This window comes from Sphingopyxis microcysteis (assembly GCF_012274265.1).
GTDB lineage: Bacteria > Pseudomonadota > Alphaproteobacteria > Sphingomonadales > Sphingomonadaceae > Sphingopyxis > Sphingopyxis microcysteis.
The window spans coordinates 1,536,342-1,557,102 of the sequence record NZ_JAANYY010000002.1; the positions used below are offsets into that span (position 1 = coordinate 1,536,342).

Annotated in this window: 16 protein-coding genes, 1 tRNA gene and 1 riboswitch; of the genes, 13 read left to right on the forward strand and 4 right to left on the reverse strand. The window is 66.7% G+C overall.

The genetic code is table 11. The features are described 5' to 3' along the window. From G9408_RS07290 to G9408_RS07325, 8 genes are all read left to right on the forward strand, one after another. Positions 1–1,722, forward strand: coding sequence for a class I adenylate-forming enzyme family protein (locus G9408_RS07290; protein ID WP_168453299.1), 1,722 nt, complete (start codon positions 1–3; stop codon positions 1,720–1,722). Positions 1,723–1,857: 135 nt separating this feature from the next. Beyond that, on the forward strand, positions 1,858–3,087 hold the full coding sequence (locus G9408_RS07295; RefSeq protein WP_168453300.1) for an acetyl-CoA acetyltransferase: 1,230 nt from the start codon (positions 1,858–1,860) through the stop codon (positions 3,085–3,087). A 1-nt stretch (position 3,088) separates the two neighbouring features. Further along, positions 3,089–4,243 carry an acetyl-CoA C-acyltransferase gene (locus tag G9408_RS07300; protein ID WP_168453301.1) on the forward strand — a complete coding sequence of 385 codons (1,155 nt, stop codon included), beginning with the start codon at positions 3,089–3,091 and terminating at the stop codon, positions 4,241–4,243. 204 nt (positions 4,244–4,447) lie between these two features. After that, a riboswitch (cobalamin riboswitch) is annotated at positions 4,448–4,667 on the forward strand. A gap of 179 nt (positions 4,668–4,846) precedes the next feature. Further along, entirely contained in the window at positions 4,847–6,709 is a 1,863-nt protein-coding gene (locus G9408_RS07305) for a TonB-dependent receptor plug domain-containing protein (RefSeq protein ID WP_168453302.1), read from the forward strand. Continuing rightward, entirely contained in the window at positions 6,709–7,317 is a 609-nt protein-coding gene (gene cobO, locus G9408_RS07310) for a cob(I)yrinic acid a,c-diamide adenosyltransferase (RefSeq protein WP_168453303.1), read from the forward strand. The genes G9408_RS07305 and cobO overlap by 1 nt, the downstream gene beginning before the upstream one ends. Next, the gene (locus G9408_RS07315) at positions 7,317–8,171 is read left to right on the forward strand and encodes an ABC transporter substrate-binding protein (RefSeq protein ID WP_168453304.1); all 855 of its coding nucleotides are present in this window, start codon (positions 7,317–7,319) and stop codon (positions 8,169–8,171) included. Before cobO ends, G9408_RS07315 begins: the two co-directional genes overlap by 1 nt. Next, positions 8,168–9,169 carry a FecCD family ABC transporter permease gene (locus G9408_RS07320; protein ID WP_168453305.1) on the forward strand — a complete coding sequence of 334 codons (1,002 nt, stop codon included), beginning with the start codon at positions 8,168–8,170 and terminating at the stop codon, positions 9,167–9,169. The genes G9408_RS07315 and G9408_RS07320 overlap by 4 nt, the downstream gene beginning before the upstream one ends. Continuing rightward, positions 9,163–9,939, forward strand: a complete 777-nt coding sequence (locus G9408_RS07325) for an ABC transporter ATP-binding protein (RefSeq protein ID WP_168453306.1) — start codon at positions 9,163–9,165, stop codon at positions 9,937–9,939. The genes G9408_RS07320 and G9408_RS07325 overlap by 7 nt, the downstream gene beginning before the upstream one ends. Here G9408_RS07325 and G9408_RS07330 read toward each other — a convergent pair. Continuing rightward, positions 9,936–12,491 carry a family 20 glycosylhydrolase gene (locus G9408_RS07330; RefSeq protein ID WP_168453307.1) on the reverse strand — a complete coding sequence of 852 codons (2,556 nt, stop codon included), beginning with the start codon at positions 12,489–12,491 and terminating at the stop codon, positions 9,936–9,938. The two genes, G9408_RS07325 and G9408_RS07330, sit on opposite strands and share 4 nt — an antisense overlap. 366 nt (positions 12,492–12,857) lie before the next feature. On the opposite strand from G9408_RS07330, the gene G9408_RS07335 reads away from it, so the two are divergent. Beyond that, positions 12,858–13,595: a GntR family transcriptional regulator gene (locus G9408_RS07335; protein WP_137869431.1), complete on the forward strand. Its 738-nt coding sequence runs from the start codon at positions 12,858–12,860 to the stop codon at positions 13,593–13,595. Here the strand turns inward: G9408_RS07335 and G9408_RS16645 are convergent. Then, positions 13,592–13,714, reverse strand: a complete 123-nt coding sequence (locus tag G9408_RS16645; protein ID WP_268932532.1) for a hypothetical protein — start codon at positions 13,712–13,714, stop codon at positions 13,592–13,594. The two genes, G9408_RS07335 and G9408_RS16645, sit on opposite strands and share 4 nt — an antisense overlap. Before the next feature lie 81 nt (positions 13,715–13,795). Between G9408_RS16645 and G9408_RS07340 the strand changes: the two genes are divergently transcribed. Genes G9408_RS07340 through nagE form a run of 4 tightly spaced genes read left to right on the forward strand, consistent with a single transcriptional unit; the run spans position 13,796 to position 20,212 of the window. Then, positions 13,796–14,833 carry an SIS domain-containing protein gene (locus G9408_RS07340; RefSeq protein ID WP_210423283.1) on the forward strand — a complete coding sequence of 346 codons (1,038 nt, stop codon included), beginning with the start codon at positions 13,796–13,798 and terminating at the stop codon, positions 14,831–14,833. Next, positions 14,830–15,990 (forward strand): N-acetylglucosamine-6-phosphate deacetylase, encoded by a 1,161-nt coding sequence (gene nagA, locus G9408_RS07345; RefSeq protein WP_168453308.1) that lies wholly within the window; start codon positions 14,830–14,832, stop codon positions 15,988–15,990. Before G9408_RS07340 ends, nagA begins: the two co-directional genes overlap by 4 nt. A gap of 53 nt (positions 15,991–16,043) precedes the next feature. Continuing rightward, complete coding sequence (gene ptsP / locus G9408_RS07350; protein ID WP_210423195.1) at positions 16,044–18,533, forward strand: phosphoenolpyruvate--protein phosphotransferase; 2,490 nt, start codon at positions 16,044–16,046, stop codon at positions 18,531–18,533. Further along, positions 18,530–20,212, forward strand: coding sequence for an N-acetylglucosamine-specific PTS transporter subunit IIBC (gene nagE / locus G9408_RS07355; RefSeq protein ID WP_168453309.1), 1,683 nt, complete (start codon positions 18,530–18,532; stop codon positions 20,210–20,212). Before ptsP ends, nagE begins: the two co-directional genes overlap by 4 nt. 5 nt (positions 20,213–20,217) lie before the next feature. On the opposite strand, the gene G9408_RS07360 is transcribed toward nagE, so the two are convergent. Continuing rightward, positions 20,218–20,538: a DMT family transporter gene (locus G9408_RS07360; protein ID WP_137869434.1), complete on the reverse strand. Its 321-nt coding sequence runs from the start codon at positions 20,536–20,538 to the stop codon at positions 20,218–20,220. Positions 20,539–20,630: 92 nt separating this feature from the next. Beyond that, positions 20,631–20,706, reverse strand: a tRNA-Trp gene (locus G9408_RS07365). Between the last annotated feature and the right edge of the window lie 55 nt (positions 20,707–20,761).

Below are 20,761 nucleotides of genomic sequence, written 5' to 3' on the forward strand. Positions count from 1 at the left end.
ATGATCGTCGCGGGAGAGGAAAAGCGGCGGCAGTATCGGGCAAGCGGCTGGTGGGGCGATCAGACTTTCGCCGACCTGTTCGCGGCCAATGCCGCGGCGCATCCTGACCGGCTCGCGCTGGTCGATGCGCCGAACCGTAGCGACTTCGCTTTCGGCGAGCCGCAGCGGTTAAGCTACACCGAGCTGGCAGCGGAGATCGACCGGCTCGCGGGCGCGCTTGTCAAGGCCGGTATCGGCAAGGACGACGTGCTGCTGGTCCAGCTTCCCAACATCAGCGAGTTCGTCGCGCTCTATTTCGCCGCGGCCAAGATCGGCGCGATCGTCAGCCCGGCGGCGGTGCAATATCGCAGCCATGAGCTGAAAGGCATGATCGGGGTCGTCGAACCCAAGGCGTTTGTCTGCGCAACGCAGGTGAAGGGCTGCGACCATATCGGCGTCGCGGCGCCGTTGCTCGATGGCATTGCGCTGATGACCTTCGGCCCCGATGCGCCCGCAGGCGCGCTCGACCTTTCAACCGCCGACGGCGACGCCGAAGCCCTCGCTGCGCATGTTGCGGCGAACCTGGTCGACGCAGACGATATTTTCACCATCTGCTGGACTTCGGGCACCACCGGCGTGCCGAAAGGCGTGCCGCGCAGCCACAACCATTGGATCGCCGTCGCCGCCGCGGGTTACGAGGCGATGAAGGTCGGGCCGGGCGACGTCTTGCTCAACCCCTTCCCGCTCATCAACATGGCGAGCATTGGGGGCATCACCATGTGCTGGCTGACCAGCGCGGGGACGATGGTGCTGCACCACCCCTTCGACCCCGGCGTGTACCTCAAGCAGATCGCGACCGAACGGCCGAGCCTGACGATCGCGCCGCCCGCGGTGCTCAACATGCTGCTGCAGAATGAGGCCCTGCTCGCCTCGGTCGATCTCTCCAGCCTGCGCGTCATCGCCTCGGGCTCCGCGCCGCTTGCGCCCGCGATGGTGCGTGGGTTTCAGGAAAAGCTCGGCATCATCATCGTCAACGTCTTCGGGTCGAACGAGGGGATGAGCTTCATCACCGGCGAAGGCGACATGCCCGATCCCGACAAGCGCGCGAGCCTGTTCCCGCGCCGCGGCCAATATCCACCGCCCTATGGCGAGGGCCGCGCCGCGAATATCGAAAGCCGCCTTGTCTCGCCCGGCGGCGGCGACCCGATCGAGGCTGACGGCATATCGGGCGAGCTGCAGATCCGCGGCCCCAGCCTGTTCGAGGGCTATCACAACGCCCCCGACCGCACCGCCGAGGCCTTCACCGACGACGGCTGGTTCCGCACCGGAGACCTGTTCGAAATCGCCGAGGGCGGAGACTTCTACCGCTTCGTCGGGCGCTGCAAGGATCTGATCATCCGCGGCGGGGTGAATATCTCGCCCGAAGAGATCGACCAGCTGCTCGGCGGCCATCCGTTGCTTGCCGAGGCGTGCGTCTTCTCGCTCCCCGACCCGACGATGGGCGAGCGCATCGGCCTCGCCTATGTCCCGCGCGGCGTCGACGATGTCAGCCTGTCCGATGTCACCGACTATCTGCGTGAAAAGGATCTCGCGGTGTTCAAGCTGCCCGAACGCCTGTTCCGCTTCGACGCACTGCCGCGCAACGTCACCAATAAGGTGATGCGCAGCGAAGTGCGCGAACAGGCGCTCGCCATGGCCGACATGGTTTTGGATCACCCCTCCCCTTCAGGGGAGGGGCAGTGAGACTTGGCCCGGCGCCAGCCGGGACTTTAGTCGAACGGGGTGGGGGCCATCGGCCTTGCGCAAGGTTGCGAGCCCCCACCCCAACCCATCCCCTGAAGGGGAGGGGCTTTATCGAGCTCGAAAAGGAAGCCTGACATGGCGAAAGACGTTTTCATCCTCGGCGGCGCGCAGACCGATTTTTCGCGCAATATGGAGCGCGAGGGCGGCGGGCTGTTCGAACTGTTCCGCGACGTCGCCGAAGCGGCCTTCGTCGCGACCGGCATCGAGCCGAAGGAGGTCGACACCGCGCATGTCGGCAATTTCGTCGGCGAACTCTTCGCGGGGCAAGGCCAGCTCGGCGGCTTCTTCGGTCACGTCCATCCCCACCTCGCGGGCATCCCCGCTTCGCGTCACGAGGCCGCCTGCGCGTCGGGCAGCATCGCGATCCTCGCTGCCGCCGCCGAAATCGAAGCAGAGCGTTATGGCCTCGCGCTGGTGCTCGGCATCGAGCTGATGCGGAACGTCCCCGGCCAGCGCGCTGCCGAATATCTCGGCGCCGCCGCCTGGGCTGGGCGCGAGGCGCAGGAGGCGCGTTACCTGTGGCCGTGGATGTTCGCGCGCGTTGCCGAGGAATATGAGGAACGCTTCGGGCTCGACCGCGCGCATCTCCGCACGATTTCGGCGAATAATTTCGCCAATGCCAAGAAGAACCCCTATTCGCAGACGCGCGGCTGGGCGGTGACCGACGATCATCTGGGCGAGAATGACGAGGTCAATCCGCTGATCGAGGGGAGCCTGCGCAAATCCGACTGCGGACAGGTCACCGACGGCGCTGCCGCGATCTTCCTCGCGTCGCGCGCGGTTGCCGAAGCCTATGCCAAACGCCGGGGCATCCCGCTCGACAGCATTCCGCGCATCAAGGGCTGGGGCCACGCCACCGCCCCCCTGCTCTATTCGACCAAGGTCGCGGACAGCCGCGGCGGCGACTATGTCTTCCCCAGCGTGCGCAAGGCGATGATGGACGCGCTGCGCCGCGCCGAGATGCCCGACATCTACGCCTGCGACGGGGTCGAGGTGCATGATTGCTTTTCGATCACCGAATATATGGCGATCGACCATTTCGGGATCACCAAACCCGGCGAAAGCTGGCGCGCGGTCGAGGATGGGACGATTGCGCTCGGCGGAAAATTGCCGGTCAATCCATCTGGCGGGCTGATTGGGCTGGGACATCCAGTAGGTGCCACCGGGGTCCGGATGCTGCTCGACAGCTGGCGGCAAGTGACTGGCAATGCGGGTGATTATCAGGTCGAAGGCGCGCGCAACTTCGCGACCTTCAATGTCGGCGGCAGCGCGACGACCGCGGTCAGCTTCGTCGTCGGCACCTGATTTGACCGACGTCTATCTCTACGACGCGGTGCGCACGCCGCGCGGCAAGGCGCGGCCCGACGGGGGGCTGGCCGAACTGACCCCGCAGGAATTGGTGCGCCAGCAAGCGGCAGCGCTCACGGCGCGATGCGGCGATTTTGTTCCCGACGCGCTGCTGCTCGGCTGCGTCACGCAAAGCGGCGCGCAGGGCGGGCATATGGCGATGCTGGCGAAACTCCATGCGGAACTGCCCGACACGACGGCGACGCACAGCATCAACAACTATTGCGCCTCCGGCCTGTCGGCAATCGGGCAGGCGGTCGCCAAGGTTGCCAGCGGCGAAGCCAATTGCATCCTTGCTGGCGGCGTCGAGTCGATGAGCGGCACACCCTTTCTGAGCGACCGTGCCGCTTTTTATAAGAATGATGAATTGCCGCCGCGCGCACGCTTTGTACCGCCCGTTCTCGCCGCCGACCGACTCGCTAACGCCGAGGGGATAACGCGCGCCGATCTCGACGCCGTCGCCCTCGCCTCGCAGGAAAAGGCGTCCGCCACCGACACCGACGCCGCGCTTCAACAGTCGCGTATCGCCACCGGGCCACTCAGCGGCGAAGAGTGTATCCGCCCGCAAACCACCGCAGAATCGCTCGCCGCCGCGCCGCCGGCGTTTGGAGAATTGCAGCAGCAATATGCGGGCGCGCTCGAAGGCGCGACATTCGCGCCGCTCCACAGCATCGCCCACGCCCCGCCGGTCTGCGACGGCGCCGGGTTGGCGCTGGTGGGTGGCGCCGGGCTCGGTCCCCCTCCCCGCGCGCGCGTGGTCGCTTTTGCCGAAAGCGGCGGCGATCCCGTCGCATCGCTGACCGCGGGGTTCGCGGCGATGGACAAGGCGCTGGCGCGCGCCGGGCTGGCGCTCGGCGACATCGATCGGATCGAATTTGTGGAGGCGTTCGCCGTAACGATCGCGAAATTCCTGCGCGACCGCGATGCCGATCCGGCGCGGGTCAATGTCAGTGGCGGGCACCTCGCCAAGGGGCATCCGATGGGCGCGAGCGGCGCAATCCTGACCTCGACCCTGCTCGACGCGCTCGATGCCTGCGGGGGCCGCTACGGGCTGGTCGTGCTGACCGGCGCGATGGGGGTTGGTGCGGCGATGGTGGTCGAGCGGGTGGCCTAAAGATCCTCCCTGTCGCGTAGCGATGGGGAGGTGGCAGCCCGGAGGGCTGACGGAGGGGCATTGCGCAATCGTCGCGGCCCCTCCACCACCGCCTGCGGCGGCGGTCCCCCTCCCCATCGCTTCGCGACAGGGAGGATTGGTGTTCGCAAATCCCCGTTGCACCCGCCCCGCATTCCGCTATGGGCGGCGCGTGCGGGGCTTGCCCTGCACATGATCGCACCGGTGCCCGAAAGGGCTTAAAACGGGAACGCGGTGGCGGGGTTCTTGCCGAACCCCCGAAGCCGAGGCTGTCCCTGCAACTGTAAGCGGCGAGCGAGATGCACCGTTCGGACTTCGGTCCGGACAGCCACTGGGGCGACCTGGGAAGGCGTGCGTTGAGCCCCGACCCGCGAGCCAGGAGACCTGCCGGCGTGGGTCGCTCAATGCCAAGGTCCAGGGAAAGGCCGCGGCACGGAGGTTTCCGTCGAGCGACGACCAGGTGGCTGGAGCCGCCTTGGTGCCGGGGCCGCGGGTATTTTACGCCACTTGCGCCGCCAGCATCGGTCGATCGCGCCCGCGCATCGGCAGGCTCCGCCTTCGTTGTCGGCGTACGGGGGCTTTCCCATGTTGAAGTTATCGAGCATTTCGCTGATCGCGCTAGCCGCGGCAACACCCGCTTTCGCCGGAACCACCGCTGGCGACAGCGAGCGCGGCGACATCGTCGTCACCGCTTCGGGAATCGAGCAGCCGCGCGACGAAGTCGGTCAGGCGATCACCATCATCGACGCCGATACGATCGAAACGCGGCAGACGATCGATATCGCCGACCTGCTGGCGACGACGCCCGGCGTCCGCTTCAACCGCAACGGCGGCACCGGCTCGGTTGCGGGCATCTCGCTGCGCGGTGCAGAGACGACGCAGACTTTGGTGCTGATCGACGGGGTGAAGGTCAACGATCCGAGCGGCATCGGCGACGGATATGACTTCGGTCACCTGCTGACCGGTAATATCGACCGCATCGAAGTGCTGCGCGGGTCGAATTCGGTCGTCCACGGCAGCCAGGCGATCGGCGGTGTCGTGAGCCTGATGACCAGGGCCCCCGCGGCGGGTGTCGCAGCGAACGCGTCGGCCGAATATGGCTATAGCGATACGGTGAGTGCCAAGGCCGATGTGTCGGGCACCGCCGGCGCGATTTCGGGCGGAATCGGCGGGGCTTACTTTCGCACCGACGGCATTTCGTCGGCGACGGTCGGCACCGAGAAGGATGGATACAAGAATTTCGCGGGCAACGCGCGGCTGAATGTCGCGTTCAGTGACGCGCTGAGCCTTGACCTGCGCGGCTATTACATCAACGCCGACCTTGATTATGACAGCTTCTTCGGCGCCCCCGCCGACAGCGCCGACGTCGCCAAGCTCGACCAATATGTCGGTTATGCGGGGCTGAACCTCGGTCTGTTCGACGGCCGCTTTACCAGCCGCGCCGCGGTGACGTGGATGCGCAACGAGCGCGATTATTATTTCGTCCGCGGAACCGCGCCAGATTACGGCTATTCGGGCACCAATTTGCGGTTCGAATATCAGGGGGTCGTGACGCCGGCCACCCAAGCGAAGCTGATCTTCGGGTACGAGCATGAGCGTCCCGATTATGATTTCTTCGGCTTTGGATCGACCGACAGCCAGCAGGCCAATATCGACAGCGTCTATGCGCTGGGGATCGTCCAGCCGCTGACCGGCCTGTCGCTGTCGGGCGGCGTCCGCCACGACGACCATAGCCAGTTCGGCGGCGCGACGACCTTCGGCGCCAACGCCAATTATTCGCCGAATGCGGGCGCGACCAATGTTCGGCTGAGCTATGGCGAGGGTTTCAAGGCGCCGTCGCTGTACCAGCTTTACGACGCATTCAGCGGCAATGCCGCGCTCCGCCCCGAACGCTCGAAAAGCTATGACGTCGGCATCGACCAGAACCTCGCCGACGGCCGCGCGCTGATTTCGCTGACCGCGTTCCTGCGCAACACCAGCGACCAGATCAATTACGACAACGCGACCTTCACCTATGGGAATATCGACCGCACGCGTGCCAAGGGCGTCGAAGCGACATTGGCGCTGCGCCCAATCGATGCGCTCAATGTCACCGCGTCGTACAGCTATATCGACGCGCGCGACCGGTCGGGCCGTCCGGCGTTCGACGGCAAGCGCCTGCCGCGCCGTGCCGCGCACGCGGTCAGCCTGTCGGCGGATTATGATTGGTCGTTCGGGCTGTCGACCGGCGCGACAATCACGATGGTCGGCGACAGTTTCGACAATGCGGCGAACAATGTGCGGCTCGACGGCTATGCGCTCGCCGGGCTTCGCGCATCCTTCCCGGTGGGCGATCATTTCGAGATCTACGGCCGCGTCGATAATCTGTTCGACGCCAATTATGCGACCGCCGCGGGTTACGGAACCTACGGCCGCGCAGCCTATGGCGGCGTGCGGGCGCGCTTCTGATGAAGGCGCGTACTGACGCCGAACATACGGCGAAGATGAAGAAGATTCAGGCCGCGCAGCGAAAAAAGGTCGCAACGAAGACGGTCGAAAAGGGGCTGGTGATTGTCCACACCGGTCCCGGCAAAGGCAAAACCTCCGCCGCGCTCGGCATGGCGGTGCGCGCGATCGGCCATGACATGAAGGTCGGCGTCGTGCAGTTCGTGAAGGGTGCGATGAAGACGGGCGAGAAGGCGGTGTTCGACCGCTTTCCCGACCTGATCGAATTCAAGCCGATGGGCGAAGGCTTTACCTGGGATACGCAGGACCGGACGCGCGACATCGCGGTCGCGCGCGAAGGGTGGGACGAGGTGAAGCGGATGATCGCCGACCCAAGCTACAAGATGGTGATCGCCGACGAGCTCAACATCGTGCTGCGTTACGACTATCTGCCCGTCGATGAGGTGCTGGAGGCGCTGGCCACGAAGCCGCCCATGACACATGTCGTCGTCACGGGCCGCAACGCGCCCGGAGCGCTGATCGAGGTCGCCGATCTGGTCACCGAAATGACGCAGGTGAAGCATCCGTTCCGCGAACAGAATGTGAAGGCGCAGAAAGGGGTCGAGTTCTGATGCGCAAACGCGCGCTCGTGGCGGTGGCGGCGCTGCTCGGCGGCGCGGGGCTGCTGTGGGCGGCTGCCCCTGCCCCGCGCGTCAAGGCGCCCGTGGTGCCGCAGCGCATCGTGTCGATCAACCTCTGCGCCGACCAGCTTGTGCTTGCGCTTGCCGATCGGGAACAGATCGCGGGGCTGACGAAAAATGCGACCGACGCCGAAATGTCGGGCGAGGCCGCGAAGGCGTATGGCATTCCGCTGCTCAGCAATTCTGCGGAGCAGATATTGGCGATCGAACCCGACCTGATCATCGGCATGCCTGCAAGCCGCAGCGCGGCGCTGCGCGCGCTGCCGCAGCAGGACTATCCGTTGCTCGACCACGCAACCGCGAACACGCTCGATGAAATCTACACTTCTATCCGCGAGACAGCGGCGGCGGTCGGCCATCCCGAACGCGGCGGCGCGCTGATCGCGCGGATGCAGGGAGAACTCGCCGGGTTGCCCAAGCCGGGCAAGGGCCGCGTTGCCGCCTATTATCAGCGGCGCGGCTATATGACCGGAACCGGGACGTTGATCGACGAGCTGATGGGGCGCGTCGGGCTGGTCAATCTGGCGGGCAAGCTCGGCAAGCCGCCGCTGTCGCAACTGAGCCTTGAGGAAATGGTCGCTGCGCAGCCCGATTTCCTGATCGTCGAAAGCGCAACCGACGTGGTGACCGACCAAGGGAGCGAAATGCTGCACCATCCAGCGCTGAGCGGCATCCCGCGCATCAGCATTCCGCAGGCATGGACGGTGTGTGGCAGCCCAGCTTACACAGCGGCGGCGCGGAGCATCACGGCGCAGATCGCGCGCATCGACGGGGACCGCTCATGAACCGTTTTGCCGTGCCCCGCTGGTCGCTGATCGCGTCGCTGCTGTTGCTGACACTTGCCGCCGCGATCGGCTCGATGCTGTTCGGTGCGGTCGATCTGTCGGTCGCGCGATTGCTGGCCGCTGCAAGCGGCAACAGCGACCGCGTGGCGTCGATCATCCTGTTCGACCTGCGCCTGCCGCGGACAATCCTCGCGCTTGCGGTCGGCGCGATGCTCGGGCTCGCGGGCGCGGCATTGCAGGGCTATTTGCGCAACCCGCTTGCTGAACCGTCGGTGCTCGGCACCTCGAACGCTGCGGCGCTCGGCGGGGTCGCGGCGATCTATTTCGGCATTGCCGAGCTGCATCCGGTGATGCTGCCGGTGCTGGCGACCGGCGGCGCGCTCGTCTCGCTCGCATTGCTGTTCGTCCTAGCCGGTCGCGCCGAAAGCCCGCTGACGCTGATCCTCGCGGGGATCGCGGTCGGCACGCTTGCCGTCGCGGGGACCAGCCTCGCGCTCAACCTGTCGCCCAATCCGTTCGCGGCAATGGAGATCATGACCTGGCTGCTCGGCAGCCTCGAGAACCGGTCGTTCGACCATGTGTGGATTGCCCTGCCGTGCATCGCGATCGGCGGGGCGATGCTGCTGTGGAATGGCCGCGCGCTCGATGCCCTGACGCTCGGCGAGGATGCCGCGCAGGCGCTCGGCACGGACCTTCGGCGCACGCGGCTCCGGCTGCTCGTCGGAACCGCGATCGGGGTCGGCGGCGCGGTTGCTGTCGCGGGCGCGATCGGTTTTGTCGGGCTGATCGTGCCGCACCTTATCCGTCCGCTCACCGACCGCAGCCCGTCGGCGATCCTGCTGCCCTCGGCGATCGGCGGCGCGGCGCTGCTGACGCTCGCCGACCTTGGCGTCCGTATCATCCCGACGACGAACGAATTGAAGCTGGGGGTCGTCACCGCCTTTCTGGGGGTACCGGTCTTCCTGATCCACCTGATGCGGGAGCGGCGGCTATGGTAAGCATCACCTTCGATCATGTCGGTGTCACGCTTGGTCGCCGCGCGGTCGTGCACAATGTCAGCGCCGAGTTCGGCGCAGGAACGCTGACCGCCATCGTCGGCCCCAATGGCGCGGGTAAATCGACGCTGGCGCGCGCGATGCTCGCGCTGGTGCCCGCCAGCGGGACGGTCGCGATCGACGGCACCGATGTGGCGGCGATGCCGCGCAGCGAGCTCGCGCGGCACATCGCCTATGTGCCGCAGGGGCAAACGCTGCACTGGCCGCTGACGGTCGAACGGCTCGTCGGGCTGGGGCGGTTGCCCCACCTTGCGCCGATGTCGCGAATATCTGACGCCGATACCGCGGCGATCGAACGCGCGATGGCGCGCGCCGACGTGCTGGAACTACGCGACCGGATCGCGAACGAGCTGTCGGGCGGCGAGCGCGCGCGCGTGCTGTTCGCGCGTGCTTTGGCGGTCGAGGCGCCGGCGCTGATCGCCGACGAACCGCTCGCGAGCCTCGACCCCGGACACCAGATCGACGTGATGGATATGCTGCGCGCCGAGGCGGCGGGCGGCGGGCTGGTGATCGCGGTGCTGCACGATCTGACGCTCGCCGCGCGCTATTGCGACCGGCTGTTGCTGATCGATCGCGGGCGGATCGTCGCCGATGGCAAGCCCGCCGACGTGCTGACCGCCGAGCGTCTGCGCGCGGTGTACGGGATCGACGCCGCCGTCGAGACCGGCGGCGACTGGCCGACGATTACGGTGTTTGGCCGCGCCTGTGGCTAACGAACTGGAGCAGCGACACGCACGGTGCGGCTTGTCCGTTTGCCGTCGGCCGAGCGGCTGCGCAGTTCGATTTCACCACTGACGCCAACCGGCCCCGAATAGCGCGTCCAGTCTCCGCCCGCGACGCGATATTCAATGGCGGTACCCGGAAACACGGTGTTCGCTTCCAGTCGGCCGTCTACAATGCGCGCGCCCGGCGGCGCAACGCGATAGGCGATACCCATCTTGTCGAGCATCGGCAGCTGTGCCGCGACGCGTCCCGCAAAATCCTGCCAACCCGCCTTGAGCTTCACCGCATCGACGCGCTTGTCACCCCATTCATAAGTGGCACCCGCACGGTAGGGCGGCGCCCATGTCGCCGGGCTCCACGCGCGTTCGGCGAGCGCGAGCAGGCGCGGGAACAGCATATAATCGACCTGGCCGTCGGTACGGATCGTCTCGCTCCATAATTGCGCCTGCACCCCCGCGATCCGGCGTCCCGATTGCAGCACCGGCTCGTCCGCGATCGCCCTGCCCTCGGCGTGGGTGTTGCGGATCGTCGCGGCATTGGCGGGCAGGTTGCCGGGCATGAAGCCGAACACCTGATAGTCGTCGACCCCGCGCGAGGCCCAGTGATAGCCGCCCTCGTCGGGATGCGGGACATAGGGCATGTCGAAATAGCCGAGGTCGGGGATCGACAGCACGACGTCCCAGCCGCGGTTCAGCTGATCATGCGCCTCGCGCACCGCGCCGGTGTGCAGCACGCCCCAGATGTTCGTCTGGACATTCCCGGGCATCTTTGCCGCATCGGTATGCCCCATGCCATCGCTCCAGCCGCCGGTGCGCAGGCCTTTGGCGGCGAGACGCTGCGCAACCCGCTCGATAAAGCGCGGGGTCAGCTTGCCCGCGTCGCCGCCATTTTCGGCGATCATCGCCCGGCAGGCTGGCGATTTCACCCAGGCGCCCGCGGTTTCGTCGGCACCGATGTGAAAGATGCGCAGCGGCGTCCCCGCCTGCCGGTGCATGTCGGCAAGCGCGTCGACCACCGTATCGACGAAGCGATAGGTCGCGGGCAGGCAGACGTTCAGCGTGTTGTCGTTGTAATGCTGGATGCTGCGATATTCGGTCGTGTCCGCCGGGTCGATCAGGCGATAAGCGTCGGCATCTGCCGCCTTGCCCGCGGCCATCAGCCGCGCGTGGCGAACCTCCATCGCCTTGATCGCGGCGCGGCTGTGGCCCGGCATGTCAATCGACGGGATGACCTCGATCTGCCGCGCCGCCGCTGCCCGTACGATCGCGACATAATCGGCGGCGGTCAGATAGCCGTTGACGCTGCCCTTCCCGTCATGACCCGCGCCGAGCTGGGGCAGCAGGCACGCCTGCTCTTGCAGGTCATGGCATCGTTTCGATCCGATCTCCGCGAGTTCGGGAAGCGCCGGGATTTCGATCCGCCAGCCCTCGTCGTCGGCAAGATGGAGGTGCAGCTTGTTGAGCTTGTAAGCCGCCATGGCCTCGACCAGCTTCAATATCTGGTCGCGGCCATGGAAATTGCGGCCAAGGTCGATGTGCAACCCGCGAAAGCCATATTCGGGGGCGTCCACCACGCGCAGCGGTTTCATCCGGCCCTTTTCAAACGCCGCCTGCTGCGCGAGCGAGCGCAGCGCATGGCTGGCTCCCGCCGCGTCGTGCGCGGTGATCGCGATCCCCGACGTCCTGACGTCGAGCATATATCCCTCGGGCTTTGCGACCGCGGCCGGGTCGACCCGGACCGTCAGCGGCAGTACGCCGTTTTCCGCGACACCGAGCGACGCGAGCGCGGGCGCAACGGCGGCCCTTTCGACACCGTGGAGCGTCAGCGCAATCCCGCGACCAAGATCGACCGACGGCCGATTGCCCTGCGCCGCCTCGATCGGTTTCGGCAGGATGGCCACACCGGTTGTCGCAGCGGCTTGGCGGTCCGCCTGCACGGCAAAGGCCCGTTCGGCGGTCAACCAGCGGGTCCGATCGGCCTCGCTTTTGGTCGCCAGCCGTGCCTCGTTGGTCATCGGCGCCGCGAACGGCAGGGCTTCGAGGCCGGTTTCGGGATCGATGACCGCGCGCGTGGCGGCGATCGTCCGCGGGTTTACCCCGTCGGCGACGAGATAAGCATTGGGCATCGCAAATGCCCGCGAGAAATTGGCGCCGACCCCCCATAGCTTGACGACGTGCCTTGCCCCGGGGCGCAGCGTCACGCCGGGCTTCAGCGTCAATTGCTGAACATCGCCGTTGATCAGCCGGTGCGTAAAGATGTCGCTTTCGACCAGCGGCAGCTGATTGACGAAGCTGAAATAGAGCGAGAGACCGCGCGTCGGCAGCGCATCGGGAAGGGTTTCAGGGACCGTCAGCGTGAGGGTGGTCAGGAAAGAGCCCGCAATCTCGGTCGGGCATTGGGGCCGGTTGTCGACGGTTTCTAGCTGATAGCCCAGCGCGTCGGCGAATTGGTCGAGTGCCGCCTGCGGCGACGCCTCGGCTGCCGCGGCTTGCGGCGCGATCAGCGCCGCCACAGCCAGCATCGCCCAACCCACCGGCTGCATAATCGTCTCCCGTCCTAAAATTTGTATTTAATTTGTCATGCCGGTGCGAGACGGTCAACGCCTTTCCACGACCTTTTAGATGCAACAAGTCCACCTAAATCTAGCATAATGGAAACCGATGAGCCCTCGTCAACGGCATAGGCATTGGTTTTAGATTAGTATTAGTTTCCGCCTATGGACATGGCTGAGACGTTTATCGCTGCCAGGAAGCCACCCTTCGACTGCCTCAAAACGACGAGCGCGCACCGCCGTGGCATCCGTCGCCACACGCAACAAAGATTGACGCAACGATACCAATGCAACACATATGATCGCGGCGCTGGCCTTTTCGCCATCGTGCCGGGGCAATCAGGTGGAGCAAGGTCGTTGTCATTGATCGAACGCGTGGGTCCGCTCCACAAGGACGACCCGACCCCACTTTATCTGCAATTACAGAAGGTTCTGCGCGGCGCGATCGAGGGGCAGCTAGTCAGGCCGGAGGAGGCGATCCCCACCGAGCGCGATCTGGCCGAAGAATTCGACGTGTCGCGCATCACCGTGCGCAAGGCGATCGACGGGCTGGTCGCCGATGGCATCGTCGCGCGGCGCCGCGGTGCCGGGACCTTTGTTACGCGCCCCCGGGTCGAAAAAAGCTTCTCCAAGCTCACCTCATTTTCGGAGGATATGGTGTCGCGCGGCCGCAAGCCGCACAGCGAATGGATCAGCAAGACGGCCGGCGCGGTGACGCCCGAAGAGGCATTGTCGCTGGGGCTGTCGCCAGGGTCACTCGTCTATCGCTTCCACCGTATCCGCTATGCCGACGACACGTCGATGGCGCTCGAATATGCGACGATCCCTGCCTATTGCCTGCCATCGGTCGAAGCAGTTGATGCGTCGCTGTATGAAGCGCTGGAAGCCGCGGGCCATTTGCCCGCGCGCGCGTTGCAACGATTGCGCGCCATCGCCTTTACCGCGGAACAGGCGGACATTCTGGGGATCGAGCCGGGTATGCCGGGGCTGTTCATCGAACGGCGCGGCTTTCTGGCCGACGGGCGCACCGCCGAATTCACCCAAAGCTATTATCGCGGCGACGCCTATGACGTCGTGGCGGAGCTGAACGGCTAGCCCATCCCCGACATACCGAGGCTTTGATGCCAGCGCGGCGCGCTGATCGACGCCGCGCGCGCCGCGGCGCGCGTGCCATCGCAGCGCCGCCAGATCGGCTGAACCGATTTTTTGAACATACATCTTGATGAGCTATATATAACCTATATAGTACCAATATATCGAGCCGCCGCGAGCCGCTCGACCGGGAGGCCAGATTGATGACGCTGAGCGCCGCGCTAGACGGACGACACACGCTGATGGAGCAGGAAGCGGGCGAGGCGGCGGCAGCCGTCGCGCGCATGCTGGAGACGAACCGCGATGCGTTTGCCGCCATCGCGCGCCGCCTTCACGCCGCGCCGCCGGTCGCCGTCGTCACTTGCGCGCGCGGTTCGTCGGACCATGCCGCGACCTATACCAAATATCTGATCGAAACGCTGACCGGGACGCCGACCGCATCGGCCGCGCTTTCGATCGCCTCGCTCTATGACGCTCCGTCGCTGGTCGGCAACCGCTTGTGTCTGGCGATTTCGCAGTCGGGCCAAAGCCCCGACCTGCTTGCCGCGGTCGAGCAGCAGCGCGCGTCCGGCGCGTTCGTCGTCGCGCTGGTCAATGCGCCGGACACCCCGCTCGCGAAGGTCGCCGACGTCGTGATCCCGTTGTCAGCGGGGATAGAACGATCCGTCGCCGCAACCAAATCCTATATCTGCTCGCTGGCGGCGATCGCGGCGCTTGTCGCCGCCTGGTCGCAAAATGCCGCGCTCGATGCGGCGCTCGATACGCTGCCTGCCAGCCTCGCCAACGCCTTTGCTCTCGACTGGTCGGCCGCCGTCACGGCCTATCGCGGCGCGAGCAACCTGTTCGTCCTTGGCCGCGGTTATGGCCTTGGCGCCGCCCAGGAGGCGGCGCTCAAGTTCAAGGAGACGTCAGCGCTTCACGCCGAAGCGTTCAGCGCCGCCGAAGTGCGCCATGGACCGATGGCCATCGTCGGCAAGGGCTTTCATGTGCTGGCGCTGGGCGGCACCGATCGCGCCGCGATCAGCGTCCGCGATACGGTCGCCGAATTTCGGCGGCGCGGTGCGACGGTGCTGCTTGCCGATCCTGCGGTCGGCGATCTTCCCACCATCGCCGCACATCCGGCAATCGAACCGATCCTGATGATCCAGAGCTTTTATCGCATGGCGAGCGCGCTGGCGCTGGCGCGCGGGTGCAACCCCGACTCGCCTCCGCATCTGAACAAGGTTACCGAGACTTTATGATCTATCGCTTTCACAACGGCCGGGTCGCGCTGCCGGACGGCGCCGTCGGCGCGGCAGATATTGCCGTCGCCGACGGCGCCGTTACCACCGTCGGCCCGACCGGACCGGCATCCGCCGATCACATGGTCGATCTGGAAGGCGGCTGGCTACTCCCCGGCTTCATCGATACGCAGGTCAATGGCGGCGGCGGCGTGCTGTTCAACGATCAGGTCGACGTCGAGGCGATTGCAGCAATCGGCGCCGCGCATGCCCGGTTCGGCACCACCGCATTCTTGCCCACGCTGATCAGCGACACCCCGGCTCAGATCGCCGCCGCGATGGCCGCGGTCGATGCCGCGATCGAACAGGGGGTGCCGGGGGTGGTCGGCATCCATATCGAAGGGCCGTTCATCAACGAGGTCAAGCGCGGTATCCACGAGGCGCATCGCATCCGCCGCCTCGACGCCGAGACGCTCGCAACGCTCACCGCCCCGCATCGCGGGCGTGTGATGCTGACGCTGGCGCCCGAGCTCTGCGACGAAGAGGATATTCGCACCCTCGTCCGCCATGGCGTGATCGTCAGCGCCGGTCACAGCGACGCGACCTACGACGAGGCGCAGCGGGCGATCAGCGCGGGACTTTCCGGCTTTACCCATTTGTTCAACGCGATGTCGCCGCTGCACCACCGCGCGCCGGGCGCGGTCGGCGCCGCGTTCGATTCGGACAGCTATTGCGGCCTGATCGTCGACGACGTCCATCTCCACCCCGCGGTAGTCCGGCTGGCGATCAAGGCCAAGGGCATCGAGCGCGTCATGCTGGTCACCGATGCGATGCCCAGCGTCGGCACCGACGACAGCGAATTCACCCTGCAGGGCAAGCGTATCGCGGTGAAGGACGGCGTCTGCATTTTTGAGGACGGCACCCTTGCCGGGACACATCTCGACATGGCGGCGGCGCTGCGCAAGACGGTCGAGGTGACCGGGCTGCCGGTGACGGACGTGTCGGCGATGGCCAGCGCGACCCCCGCCGCCTTCCTGTCGCTGCAGGACAGTCACGGAGCGATCGCGCCGGGGCAGCGTGCCGACTGGGTATGGCTGGGCAACGAACTCGATCCGCGTGCGACGTGGATCGGCGGACGGATTGCGCCCGACACCGTACCGGACCTGTCCCGCGCGTAGAATGATAATCAAGCCGCACAAAAAAAGCGGCGGAAGTTTTGGGGATTAGATCGATGAGCCTGATCATCACCTCTCCGCTCAGAGGGTGGGCGACGACGCTGGACAGCGTTCCCGATCCCGTATTCGCCCAGCGCATGATGGGCGACGGCGTGGCGATCGAGCCGCTCGGCGACACGATCGTCGCGCCGTTCGACGGCGAGGTGGTGACGCTGCACGACGCCGGGCATGCGATTTCGCTGCGCAGCGCCGAGGGCGCCGAGGTGCTGATCCATATCGGGCTCGACACCGTAATGCTGAAGGGCGAAGGCTTCACGCCGCTGGTGGCGATCGGCCAGACCGTCGCGCGCGGCGACCCGCTGATTCGCTTTGACCTAGACGCCGTCGCGCTCGCGGCGCCCAGCCTGATCACCCCGGTGATCGTCACCAATGCCGAAGCGTTTGCGATCAGCCGCCGCAGCACCGACTGCGCGATCGGCGCGTGCGAGGCGCTGATGACGCTGGTTCCCGTGCAGGCGAACGTCCGGCGCAGCTCGGACGACGGGATTGTGATCGAACAGACGGTGAAGCTGGCGCTGCCGCACGGCATCCACGCGCGGCCTGCCGCGCGGATCTGCGAAGCCGCGCGCGGATTTCAGGCCGAGCTGCACCTGCTGAACGGCGACAAGCGCGGCGACGCCCGCAGCACCGTGGCGCTGCTCGCGCTCGGCACGCGGTTCGGCGACGAGGTCGTCGTGCAGGCGCGCGGCGACGACGCCGAGGCAGCGTTGGCGGCCATCGCCGCGTTGCTGGCGACCGACATGGGCGAGACGGCGCCTGCTGCGCCGTCGGCGGCCGCACCCCCGAGGACTACCCTGCAAGTTGGGCAAATCGGCGGCGTGATCGCGTCGCCCGGGCTCGCGATGGGACCCGCGGCGCGGCTGCGGCAGGCCGAGATTGCGGTAGCGAGCGAGGGCGTCGGCGCGGCGGAAGAGCGCGCCGCGCTGCTGGCGGCGCGCGATGCGGTGCGCGCGCATATTGCGGCGCGCGCCGACAGCGGCGACGCCAGCATCGCGGCTGTCATGCAGGCGCATCTTGCGCTCATCGACGATCCCGAACTGATCGCGGGCGCCGACGCACGGATCGCCGCGGGACGCAGCGCGGGCTTTGCCTGGCGCGGTGCGATCCATGACCAGATCGACGCGATCCGCGCGACCGGCAACGCGCATCTGATCGAACGGATCGACGATCTGGTCGACATCGAACGGCAGCTGCTGTCGGCGCTGACCGGAACCCCGCTCGACGGTGCCGCGATGGCCGCGGGCGCAATCATCGTCGCCGACGACCTGTTGCCGTCGCAGCTGGTGGCGCTCGCCGCTGCGAATCCCGCCGGGGTCTGCCTGACGCGTGGCGGGCCGACGTCGCACGTTGCAATCCTGTGCGCCGGAATGGGGCTGCCCGCGCTCGTCGCGATGGGCGCTGCGCTGGGCGCGATCGAGGATGATGCGCCGTTGCTGCTCGACGCCGAACTCGGCCATGTCACGCTGCGCCCCTCCCCCGCCGACGCCGCTGCCTTTGCCGCGCGGCTGGCGAAGCGTGCCGCGCGGCGCGACGCCGCGCAGGCCGCTGCGCAAGAAGCGTGCCGGACCGCCGACGGAACGCGGATCGAGATTTGCGCCAATCTGGGCAGCGCAGCCGACGCGCAGTTCGCCGCTGCACAGGGCGCCGAGGGATCGGGTTTGGTGCGCAGCGAATTCCTGTTCCTCGATCGCGAGACCGCGCCGTCGGAGGACGAACAGCACGCCGCCTATCAGGCGATCGCCGACGCGCTGCCCGGCAAACCCGTCATCATCCGCCTGCTCGACATCGGCGGTGACAAGCCTGCCGCCTATATTCCGATCGCAGAGGAGGAAAATCCGGCGCTCGGCCAGCGCGGCATCCGCGTCGCGCTCGCGCGGCCCGACCTGCTCGAAACCCAGCTCCGCGCGATCCTGCGCGTCGAGCCCGTGGGCGCGTGCAAGATCATGATCCCGATGATCGCCAGCATCGACGAGTTGCGGCAGGTCCGCACGCTGGTCGACCGGCTGCGCAGCGACATGGCGATCGCCGACGCCGTCGAGGTCGGGGTGATGGTCGAGACCCCTGCTGCCGCGATGACCGCCGACCTGCTCGCGCTCGAGGCCGATTTCCTGTCGATCGGCACCAATGACCTCACCCAATATGTGCTGGCGATGGACCGCGGCAATCCCGCGGTCGCCGCCGGGGTCGACGCGATGCATCCTGCCGTGCTCCGCATGATCGGCGAAACCTGCCGCCGCGCCACCGCGCGCGGACGCTGGGTCGGGGTGTGCGGCGGGCTCGCATCGGATCCGGCGGCGGTGCCGATCCTGATCGGTCTGGGCGTCACCGAATTGTCGGCAGTCCCCGGCTTCGTCGCCGAGGCGAAGCAGATCGTCCGCGGCCTGACGCTGAGCGAAGCGCGCGCGCATGCTGAGCTTGCGCTGCAATGCAAGTCGGCCGCCGAAGTTCGTGCGCTCTCCCGCGCTTTCGAGGAGACACGTCGATGAGGAAGATACTCGAAACGCTCCAGCCGCTCGGCCGCGCGTTGATGCTGCCGATCGCGGTGCTGCCGATCGCGGGTCTGTTGTTGCGCATCGGCCAGCCCGACCTGCTCGGCATCGCCTTCATCTCCGCCGCGGGTGCGGCGATCTTTGACAATCTCGGTATCTTGTTCGCGATCGGCGTCGCGGTCGGGTTCGCGCGCGACGGCAATGGCGCCGCCGCGCTGGCGGGCGTCGTCTGTTATCTGGTCACAACAACGGGCGCGCAGACCTTTCTGATCGCGCCGCCCGATGTTGGCGCCGGGTTGCCCGAAGCCGCCGCGGCACTCGCCGCAAAGACCTGGGCGCTGAGCCAGATCGACAAGTTGGAGGTGCCGATCGGCATCTTGTCGGGACTGATCGGCGGCAATTTCTACAACCGCTTCGCGACGATCGCACTGCCCGAATATCTCGCCTTTTTCGGCGGGCGCCGCTTCGTGCCGATCGCCAGCGGGGTCGCCGGGCTGCTGCTCGCGGCGGTGCTCGGTTATGGCTATGCACATATCAGCGGCGCGATCGACACCGCCAGCCGCACCGTCGTCGAAAGCGGCGGCGTAGGGCTGTTCGTCTATGGCACGCTCAACCGCCTGCTGATCGTCACCGGGCTGCACCATATCATCAACAATGCCGCCTGGTTCGTCGTCGGCGACTTTGCGGGGGCGACGGGCGATTTGCGCCGGTTCTTCGCGGGCGACCCGACCGCCGGCGCCTTCATGTCGGGCTTTTTCCCGGTGATGATGTTCGGCCTGCCCGCCGCATGCCTCGCCATGTATCACGAGGCGCGGCCCGAACGGCGCAAAGCGGTCGGCGGGATGCTGCTGTCATTGGCGCTGACGAGCTTTCTGACCGGCGTGACCGAGCCGATCGAATTCACCTTCATGTTCGTCGCGCCCTTGCTCTACGCGATCCACGCGCTGCTGATGGGCGTGTCGATGGCGCTGATGGACGCGCTCGGCATCCGGCTCGGCTTCGGCTTTTCGGCGGGGCTGTTCGACTATGTGCTCAACTTCAGCCTCGCGACGCGGCCGTGGCTGCTGCTGCCGATCGGCGGGGTCTATGCGTTGCTCTATTACGGGCTGTTCCGTTTCTTCATCCGCCGCTTCGACTTGCCGACCCCGGGCCGCGAAAAAGGCGAGGTCGCCGAGGCCGCGGCGACCAACGCCGGGAGCGCGCGCGGCGACGCCTTTGTCACCGCGCTGGGCGGCGCCGCCAATCTGGTCAGCGTCGATGCCTGTACAACCCGGCTCCGCCTGATCGTCGCCGACAACGACGCGATCGACGACGCTGCGCTGTCGCGGCTCGGTGCGCGCGGCATCATCCGCCCGTCCGACAAGGCGGCACAGGTCGTGCTCGGCCCGATCGCCGATCTGGTCGCCGAGGAAATTCGCGGTACGCTGTCAGGCGGCGCGGCGGTCGCCCCGGCCGCGGATGCGCAACCGGCGAGCCGCGACGTCGAGCCGGTCGCCCTGCGCGACGATATCACCGCTGCGCTCGGCGGCAACGACAATGTCCGCGCCGTCCGCGCTCTCCATGGCCGCTACCGCATCGAACTGACCGACGCGGCACGGATCGACGAGGGTGCCTTGGCGCAACTGACGCGCGGAATTGTCCGCCCGCAGCCGGGCGTCTGTCATATCCTGATCTGAACCGATCAGGCGGGCGCCGACAATTTCATCAACACGAGGCCGCTGACGATCAGCACCGCGGCAAATATCCGCATCGCGCTCGCTTGTTCGCCCAGCACGAGGATGCCGACGACAAATGCGCCGACCGCCCCGATGCCGGTCCAGATCGTGTAAGCGGTGCCGAGCGGCAGCGATTTCATCGACAGCGCCAGCAGCGCAAAGCTGGCAAAAGCCGCGACCAGCGTGAGCAGCGACGGACCAAGCTTGGTAAAGCCGTCCGACTGTTTCATCGAAAACGCCCAGACGATTTCGAGCGCACCAGCAATTGCGAGATAGATCCAGGCCATGACAGCCTCCCATTCAAGCTGCCGGGCCGTCCCGGACTTGAAAGCCTGCCCATGATGCAGGCGAGGACGTGGCCTCTTGGTGATTTGTGGCCTGGCAGGGGCAGCAGGACTCGAACCCGCGACCCTCGGTTTTGGAGACCGATGCTCTACCAACTGAGCTATACCCCTAGGCCGGAGTGCGCCCCTAGCCCGATTGCGGAGGCGGGGCAAGGGGGATCACGGC

Coding starts and splice junctions, on each gene's coding strand:
- G9408_RS07290 (WP_168453299.1), top strand. CDS start 1: ATGATCGTCGCGGGAGAGGAAAAGCGGCGGCAGTATCGGGCAAGCGGC.
- G9408_RS07295 (WP_168453300.1), top strand. CDS start 1,858: ATGGCGAAAGACGTTTTCATCCTCGGCGGCGCGCAGACCGATTTTTCG.
- G9408_RS07305 (WP_168453302.1), top strand. CDS start 4,847: ATGTTGAAGTTATCGAGCATTTCGCTGATCGCGCTAGCCGCGGCAACA.
- cobO (WP_168453303.1), top strand. CDS start 6,709: ATGAAGGCGCGTACTGACGCCGAACATACGGCGAAGATGAAGAAGATT.
- G9408_RS07315 (WP_168453304.1), top strand. CDS start 7,317: ATGCGCAAACGCGCGCTCGTGGCGGTGGCGGCGCTGCTCGGCGGCGCG.
- G9408_RS07320 (WP_168453305.1), top strand. CDS start 8,168: ATGAACCGTTTTGCCGTGCCCCGCTGGTCGCTGATCGCGTCGCTGCTG.
- G9408_RS07325 (WP_168453306.1), top strand. CDS start 9,163: ATGGTAAGCATCACCTTCGATCATGTCGGTGTCACGCTTGGTCGCCGC.
- G9408_RS07330 (WP_168453307.1), bottom strand. CDS start 12,491: ATGCAGCCGGTGGGTTGGGCGATGCTGGCTGTGGCGGCGCTGATCGCG.
- G9408_RS16645 (WP_268932532.1), bottom strand. CDS start 13,714: ATGTTCAAAAAATCGGTTCAGCCGATCTGGCGGCGCTGCGATGGCACG.
- G9408_RS07340 (WP_210423283.1), top strand. CDS start 13,796: ATGACGCTGAGCGCCGCGCTAGACGGACGACACACGCTGATGGAGCAG.
- nagA (WP_168453308.1), top strand. CDS start 14,830: ATGATCTATCGCTTTCACAACGGCCGGGTCGCGCTGCCGGACGGCGCC.
- ptsP (WP_210423195.1), top strand. CDS start 16,044: ATGAGCCTGATCATCACCTCTCCGCTCAGAGGGTGGGCGACGACGCTG.
- nagE (WP_168453309.1), top strand. CDS start 18,530: ATGAGGAAGATACTCGAAACGCTCCAGCCGCTCGGCCGCGCGTTGATG.
- G9408_RS07360 (WP_137869434.1), bottom strand. CDS start 20,538: ATGGCCTGGATCTATCTCGCAATTGCTGGTGCGCTCGAAATCGTCTGG.